Source organism: Arenicella xantha (genome assembly GCF_003315245.1).
In the GTDB taxonomy this organism is placed as follows: Bacteria; Pseudomonadota; Gammaproteobacteria; order Arenicellales; family Arenicellaceae; genus Arenicella; species Arenicella xantha.
Genome location: NZ_QNRT01000009.1, coordinates 71,855 through 78,957, shown reverse-complemented (window position 1 = coordinate 78,957; position 7,103 = coordinate 71,855). Strand labels below are relative to the sequence as shown.

The 7,103-nt window shown below is 47.3% G+C and carries 7 protein-coding genes; 4 read left to right on the top strand and 3 right to left on the bottom strand.

Annotation, left to right across the window (positions count from 1 at the left end; all coding sequences use genetic code 11):
* Window positions 1-292 precede the first annotated feature (292 nt).
* Both DFR28_RS18665 and DFR28_RS18660 read right to left on the bottom strand, forming a co-directional pair.
* Window positions 293-1,087: an arylamine N-acetyltransferase family protein gene (locus DFR28_RS18665; RefSeq protein ID WP_113955915.1), complete on the bottom strand. Its 795-nt coding sequence runs from the start codon at window positions 1,085-1,087 to the stop codon at window positions 293-295.
* Window positions 1,088-1,198: 111 nt separating this feature from the next.
* A complete protein-coding gene (locus tag DFR28_RS18660; protein WP_113955914.1) occupies window positions 1,199-2,116 on the bottom strand; it encodes a LysR family transcriptional regulator in 918 nt (305 codons plus the stop codon).
* Window positions 2,117-2,222: 106 nt separating this feature from the next.
* Here DFR28_RS18660 and DFR28_RS18655 point away from each other — a divergent pair, with 106 nt between their 5' ends.
* Together DFR28_RS18655 and DFR28_RS18650 are read left to right on the top strand one after the other, a co-directional pair.
* Window positions 2,223-2,924, top strand: a complete 702-nt coding sequence (locus tag DFR28_RS18655; RefSeq protein ID WP_113955913.1) for a CoA transferase subunit A — start codon at window positions 2,223-2,225, stop codon at window positions 2,922-2,924.
* A gap of 12 nt (window positions 2,925-2,936) precedes the next feature.
* Window positions 2,937-3,596 (top strand): 3-oxoacid CoA-transferase subunit B, encoded by a 660-nt coding sequence (locus tag DFR28_RS18650; RefSeq protein ID WP_113955912.1) that lies wholly within the window; start codon window positions 2,937-2,939, stop codon window positions 3,594-3,596.
* Between the two features lie 65 nt (window positions 3,597-3,661).
* On the opposite strand, the gene DFR28_RS18645 is transcribed toward DFR28_RS18650, so the two are convergent.
* Window positions 3,662-4,585 (bottom strand): LysR family transcriptional regulator, encoded by a 924-nt coding sequence (locus DFR28_RS18645; protein ID WP_113955911.1) that lies wholly within the window; start codon window positions 4,583-4,585, stop codon window positions 3,662-3,664.
* 491 nt (window positions 4,586-5,076) lie between these two features.
* Between DFR28_RS18645 and DFR28_RS18640 the strand changes: the two genes are divergently transcribed.
* The gene (locus tag DFR28_RS18640; protein WP_113955910.1) at window positions 5,077-6,006 is read left to right on the top strand and encodes a VOC family protein; all 930 of its coding nucleotides are present in this window, start codon (window positions 5,077-5,079) and stop codon (window positions 6,004-6,006) included.
* Between the two features lie 47 nt (window positions 6,007-6,053).
* Window positions 6,054-7,079: a fumarylacetoacetate hydrolase family protein gene (locus DFR28_RS18635; RefSeq protein WP_113955909.1), complete on the top strand. Its 1,026-nt coding sequence runs from the start codon at window positions 6,054-6,056 to the stop codon at window positions 7,077-7,079.
* The last annotated feature ends 24 nt before the right edge of the window (window positions 7,080-7,103 follow it).

Here is a 7,103-nt window from a genome sequence, read left to right as displayed (position 1 = left end):
GACAAACTCATGGTATCTAACTTGCGCCTAACAAGAACCAAAAGTACGCCTACGGCGGGACGCGCGAAAAACGCGCGCCCCTTTGCTGGGCGTTAGGTGTGTCCTGCCTATTTAGCTAAACCAGTCGTTGATAAGAAGTGTTTCGTTGGTGCAAACTTTCTGGGGTTAAAGGAAAAAATTGAAAGTGAACGGAACATATAACAAGAACAAAGCCGCTTGCAGCGCTGAGACGCACGCTTCGTAGCACCGATGGTATACTAATAGAATAATAGCTTCGGTAGAATTCGTGATACTAGCATTCCCTGAAATTGTCATAGGGTTGCTGTAACTCGATGCCAAAGTGCTGCCTAAGAGCGTCGATATAGGGTTGGCCCGGTGTAAGCTCGGTGATTACTTGATCGTTGCCGACAACTTGCTTGAGCGTGTAGTTAAAAAGGGTATTCGCGCCATTGGCTGTAGGTAGTGATGCAATTCTGGACGAAACAAATATTGAGTTAGGGTTGGTCGATGTGAAGTGGTTGCTGGTGTAGATGTCGCCGGTACAAACGTGGTTCATGTCAAAACTATACAAGTTGACCCAGTCACCGCTTTTTTTAACTTGAAGCATGGTGCCAAATAGCTCGTGTTCGATAAAACGCATGGTTTTCGTCTTTGTCTCGAATTCGGTATTGAATACCAATGGCAGTGGTTCCTCTGGTGTATCGGAGCCAAACCCGGTGTCCACAATCCACTGCTCATCATTTAACGTTATTAGCGATATCTGATGCGTGCGCCCGGTTGCAACACCGGTGATGTGAACTCGGCCAAGTAATGCTCTGCCACTAAAGCCAAAATGCTCTAGAGCCATTAGCATTAAGCCGTTGAGTTCAAAGCAATATCCGCCACGCTTATGCTCGACTAATTTGTTGAATAGGTTTGCTGAACCGAGCTTGATGCTTTGGTTCAAGCAAATATCAAAATTCTCAAATGGAATAGACTTAACTTGGGCGTCATGAAGTCGTTTTAAGGTTGCAGCCGAGAGGCTAAGAGCTCTTGAATAGTTGATTCTATTCAGATAGTCATCGGGTCTAAATTCAAAGTTTTCCAAACCACAATCTCCTCGGTAGGCTGGTGTATCGGCTGCTTAAAGCTTCCTATTTCTATTAATGTATCAGTGTGAACAATTTTGTTCACTGTTAAAAAGCGCGTTACCTCGGAATCACAGCGCTGGCGGCTCCTTGTTTTTTGCGACGCTGTTGGTCTGTTGAATGAGTGACTTCATGGCTTGTGCAGCGGCCGATAGTTCATGCTGTCGTCGAGTTAAAATACCCAGTTTATGGGTAATGACTGGCGATGATATGGCTCGGCAATGTAGACCCATTTCCTCCATCTGTGTGCGACTGGTGCTGGGCACTACGCTTACGCCGAGTCCTGCATTGACCATGCGACCGATGCTGACCAATTGCTGGGTTTCAAGGACCGGTGTGACTAGCAGCTCTTGCTCCATTAGTGCCTGATCTATAAGTGTTCTGGTGCTGGCTGGCCGACTTAAGCTTATGTGTGGATACGTCAATATGTCGACCCAACGAAGTCGCTTTTTGGCTAACAGTTGATGTTTAGCTGGGAGCAGCGCGACGAAACGGTCGGTATACAAGGGTTCAAAGTCTAGGTCTTGTGCATAGGGTGGCTCGAAAGTGATACCGAGTTCGCAGCGACCTTCTCTAACCATGTCTACCACTTTTTCGGCGATCACATCGTGGACCGTGATATTGATTGCGGGATGTTGGGTGTGGAAGTCTCGCAGAATCGCGGGTAGCCTATTAATGGTATAGGTTGGCATGGCTGCTAGTTCGAGCTTACCGCGTAGTAATTCAAAATGATTGCGAACGTCTTGCAGTGATCGTTCCCAGTCTTCGAGCAATCGCTTCGCCACGGGGTAGAACGCTTTACCTTCGGGGGTTAAGGTAACTGAGCGCGTAGTGCGGGCAAACAGTTTTCCTCCGAGCGTTTGTTCGAGATTTTTTATCGCTATGCTGAGTGTGGGTTGCGATAAATGTAAGTGAATCGCCGCCTCGGCAAAGCTACCAATGCGGGCAATGGTGCTGAAGGCAATGATTTGATTTATGGAGATGTTCATTGATAGATTAATTCAATCAATTCATTAAAAAATACAATTTGCATAATATAATAAATTTCTGCACTCTGTATCGATAACAATAGAACCAACTTTCTAGGAGGCTGCGGTGTCAGGATTTGACAAGGTAGTGGATAGTTACGAAGACGCGTTAGCGGGTCTCGAAGACAATATGATGGTGATTGCCGGTGGCTTTGGCCTGTGCGGCATCCCCGAGAATTTGATTAAGGAAATCAAGCGCAAAGGCACTAAGGGACTTACAGTGGCATCTAACAATGCTGGAGTTGATGGCGCCGGCCTAGGACTATTACTCGAAGACAAGCAAATCAAAAAAATGATTGCGTCGTACGTGGGCGAAAACGCTTTGTTCGAAGCACAGATGATGAGCGGTGAATTAGAGGTTGAGTTGACGCCGCAGGGCACCTTGGCCGAAAAAATGCGCGCTGGTGGGGCGGGAATTCCGGCTTTTTATACAGCTACAGGATACGGCACGCCAGTCGGCGAGGGCAAAGAAGTTCGAGAGTTTAATGGGCGTCACTATATTCTTGAAGAAGCATTGCAGGGTGATTTCTCAATTGCTAAAGCATGGAAGGCTGACCGTTTCGGCAATTTAATGTTTCGTAAAACCGCACGTAACTTTAATCCGATGGCGATCACCGCCGGCAAAATCGCCGTGGTTGAGGTAGAAGAGATTGTCGAGGTCGGCGAACTTGACCCCGATGAGATTCATCTGCCCGGGATCTACGTAGATCGTTTGATTAAAGGCACGTTTGAAAAAATGATAGAGCAACGCACAGTACGCAGCGCATAAGAGGAGATAGATATGGCTTTAACTCGTGATCAACTTGCACAACGTGTTGCCCAAGAATTTAGGGATGGTTATTACGTCAATCTGGGGATCGGCATTCCTACCTTAGCGGCTAATTTTATTCCCAAGAATATGAATGTAATGCTGCAATCAGAGAATGGATTGCTCGGTATGGGGCAGTTTCCATTGGATGAAGAGGTGGATGCTGATTTGATCAATGCTGGTAAGCAGACCGTTACAATGGTGCCGGGAGCGGCGATATTTTCGTCGGCTGAGTCGTTTGCAATGATCCGTGGTGGGCATGTTGATCTCACTGTGCTGGGCGCGTTTGAGGTGGACTGCGAAGGTAATATTGCGTCGTACATGATTCCCGGAAAGCTAATTAAGGGCATGGGGGGCGCGATGGATTTAGTGGCCGGCGCGGACAATATTATTGTCACAATGATGCACGCGTCTAAGTCGGGTGAATCCAAATTACGTACTCAATGCTCGTTACCGCTTACCGGTAAAGGTTGTATTAAGCGTGTATTGACCGATTTAGCCTTAATGGACATTGAGGGCGGCAAGTTTATCTTGCGCGAGCGTGCGCCAGGAGTGACGGTTGAGGAAATTAAAAGTCGTACTGAAGGCGCGCTATTGATCCCAGATCATGTTCCTGAAATGAGCTTTGCGTGAGTGGCGCACTGCGTTAGCGACGCTGTATCGGGACAACCCCAAATGCCTCATCAGTAAGGTGAATATTAGGTGCTCTGGCTAAACGAGGTTTGTTGCTTGGCTAGTTCACTTACTTGATTGACCAGCCACTGCACGGCAAGGTCACTGTCCTTGGTGTGATGCCATTGTGCGATTTCCTCGATTAGCGGAACCTCAATAGGAAGGGGATGGATATTGATCGGGAGCCATTGTGCGAAATGCTCCGCTTGTCGGTGGTGCATAGTTGCTACTCTATCAGTGCCTGTAACGGCTTGTGGAAGCATAGAGAAGCTGGGTAAGCGAACCTCAATTTTGCGCGGCAGACCTAGTTCAGCTAAATGCATCTCCATGGTCGCAGGACTGCGTTCCTCGCCAAACTGCGCAACAACGTGTCCGGCGTTAAGAAATTGTTGTCTGGAAATACCGCTTCTGAAAGCGCCTTGCGCGCAGCAGATTACCGCGTCTTCGTCTTGCAAGAGCGCTAGCTCTGGGTGCCCTTCAATTTTGTAAGGTGACACGGTCAGTATTAGGTCCACTTCACCGCGCTGAAAGCGTGCTATTGCTCGTTTGCTCGGTGGAATAATCGTAAAGGTGATCCGGGGTGCTTGGCGCTCACAAGTCTTGATCAAGTCACCTAACAAAATGTTGAATGAATAGTCCGAGGCAACGATCAGAAACTCGCGTTTGCTTTGTGTTGGGTCGAAGGTTTTAGGGTTGGTGATCTCTCGCCGGATGAGCGCGAGTGCGGTTCGGACTGGCGCATCGAGCTCGATCGCTTTAGGCGACAAAATCATTTTACGTCCACTTTTTATTAATAATTCATCGTCGAAATAGTCTCTCAGACGATTAAGTGATGCGCTCACAGTCGGCTGCGTTAGGTGTAGTCGTTTGGCGGCACCAGACACACTTGACTCATCAATGAGTGCTTCAAGGGCGACCAGTAAATTCAAATCGAGTTTGTCAAAGCGCATAAAAACTTCTCGGGACGGTCATTTAGTTCAAAAATATCGCCTAGATTATAGGTGTTATCAATGTGTTTAAGCTATAAAAGCATTTTTATTAATAGGTCTAATGTCGCAGTTCCGGCTGGTTAGGTGGAAGATCTTATCTCTATTAAGCATTAAGTGCTCTAATTTTGCGTTGATTGTGAGCGGGAAGAAGTATCGGGAAGATATAAACGTGTCATGTCGCACGCCATGGACTGGTTATGCTTTATTGTCGCGTCTTTTGCTAACTATAGGTGATGTCTATACATTGTATGCATAGAAAGTATTGTTATTTTGCTCGGGTTTGGGAGATTCTGAATGCTCAATTAGTTCAAGGTTAGGCAGAAGTCGAGAATTTCAGTAAGCCGACATGGTTGGTTTAAGTGTTACGAGAACTCAGTATTTTGTCTTTCTTTGTCAATCAACGACTGTGCCTATTCTTAGTGATATAGCGCTTGCAGTGGGAGCCAAGAAGAATGTTGAAGCGTCTTCATCATGTGAGATTTAAAGTTAAAGATTTAGCGCAGCTGAAAGAGTTTGCGTTGGATTTTGGGTTGATTCCGGTGGAAGAAACTTCTGAGCGATTAGTGATGCGAGCGCTCGGCGGTGACACGGGTGTATATATTGCTGAGCAAGCTGAGCAAGACGGTCTGGTGGGGTTCGCTTTTGAAGTGGAAAATCGCGACGACTTGGATTTTGCGGTTAACGAGTTAGGTGCGACTGCAGTGGCTGAACTCGACTTACCATGCGGCGGGCACTACGTCACGTTAATCGACCCCGATGGTAATCAAGTGGATTTGATTCACGGTGTTGCTCGAATTCCGGAAGGCGAACTAGAGGCTGAATTATTGATTAATACGCCCGCCAATAAAGTTCGATTTGGCAAGAATCAAACAACACGCAATTTTGGTCCCGCGCGTTTGTGGCGCATTGGTCATATTGGTATTTTTGTCAAAAGCTATGCCGCTTCGTCGGCTTGGTACAGTGAGAAATTAGGGCTAATCGGTAGTGATGTCTACAATATCCCCGGGCAACCTCAGGCTAAGATCGTTGGATTTCATCGAATGAATCGCGGTAATGAATACGTTGATCATCATGTGGTTGCATTGATGCAAGATGAGCGTGGTGGTTGCCACCATATCTCATTTGAAGTACTCGACTACGAGGCCCAGCTAGTGACCCACAGTTACTTGCAAGCGAAAGAATACGAATCGATTTGGGGAGTTGGTCGTCATCCGCATGGGAGTCATGTGTTTGATGTGTGGCGAAGTCCCGATGGCGCTCGTTTCGAGACGTTTTCTGATACCGATCTATTCCGCGAAGAAGATGGAACTAATTACCACGACATTTCGACGGTAGTGATGGACAAGTGGAGCACTGAGCCGCCGGATAAGTACTTTATTTAGCCCAGTTCGCCGATCAAGACCGTACACATTTATTTTTGGAGTTAATAATGACTGACTTTCATCCTGCCACTGGCTTAGCGACCAATAGTTTTGGTATCGGCATGTATTGCGTGCCCGGTGATAAGCCGTTCCCAGGTTTAGTAAAGCCTGATGGCACCGTGTTGGATCTATCTAAGCACTGGTACGACACACACGCGATCTTCAATGATTGGGATCGTAATTTCGATAAGCTTGTTGAGCTTAATGAGCAGAGTTCTTGCCCTGAGCATGAATTTCAGAGCCTGCATGCGTTGTCTGCGCTGGCGCATCCGAATATGTTATTTGCGGGGTCAAACTATCGGCAGCATGTTGCGGAAATGATGACGCATAATAAATTTAATCAGCATGACCGCAAAGAAGGCGAAACGGATGAAGAGTTCTTTCAGCGCAACTTGGCTGAGGTTGATCGACGCGCCAAAGAAGGCATGCCATTTTTGTGGACTGGCCTGCATTCGTCTTTGGTTGGTGCTAATGATGATATTCACTTACCGTTAGTCGGTGACCACCCTGATTGGGAGCTGGAGCTGGCATTTGTGATCGGCAAAACGGGTCGCTATTTGCGGCCGGAAGAGGCCGGTGACCACATCGCGGGTTACGTGATGGTCAATGACTTAGGTACGGTCGATGAATTTAGACGTTCGGATGTGAAATTCAAGTTCGATTGGATGAGCAAGCACCAACCTACCTTTAAAACTCTCGGGCCTTTTATTGTGCCGCGACAGTTTGTGGATTTTTCAAAAATTCAAATCAATCTCAAGTTGAACGGCCAAACGATGCAGGACTGGCCGGTGACAGACATGATATTTAGCCCTGAACAGATTGTATCTTACGCCTCCGAGCGCGTGAACCTGACGCCAGGTGATTTATTTGCCACCGGCTCACCTCCGGGCAATGGCGCTATGCACGGTAATCGTTGGTTGCGTCCTGGTGATGTGGTTGATAGTGAGCTGACATACCTCGGTCGTCAGCGAAATAATATCGTGGCGGAAGAGGCAAACGGTCGTACGCCATTTTGGGGTCCGTTTCCGGTCTAGCCGCTAAATGATAATCGAACCTTT